The sequence below is a fragment of the Collinsella sp. AF18-8LB genome (assembly GCF_003459795.1).
In the GTDB taxonomy this organism is placed as follows: Bacteria; Actinomycetota; Coriobacteriia; order Coriobacteriales; family Coriobacteriaceae; genus Collinsella.
The window spans coordinates 1-202 of record NZ_QRWU01000010.1; the positions used below are offsets into that span (position 1 = coordinate 1).

General features: G+C 74.8%; 1 protein-coding gene. It reads left to right on the plus strand.

Annotated features, from left to right (window positions below; translation table 11 throughout):
* A partial coding sequence (locus tag DWX25_RS08255; protein ID WP_199412343.1) for a hypothetical protein occupies positions 1 to 194 on the plus strand: 194 nt, incomplete at its 5' end.
* Positions 195 to 202: the final 8 nt, after the last annotated feature.

Sequence of the window (202 nt, forward strand, 5' to 3'; positions counted from 1 at the left end):
GTCGCGGTGGCGATCGTGGCGGCCGTGGCGGCGACCGTGGCGGTCGCGGCGGCTTTGGCGGCAACCGTGGTGGCTATGGCGACCGCGGTGGCAACCGTGGCGGCTTCGGCGGCAACCGTGGTAACGACCGCGGCGGTCGCGGTGGCGATCGTGGCGGCCGCAACGGCGGCGGCTTCCGCGGCAACCGCTTTTAGGGGGTACC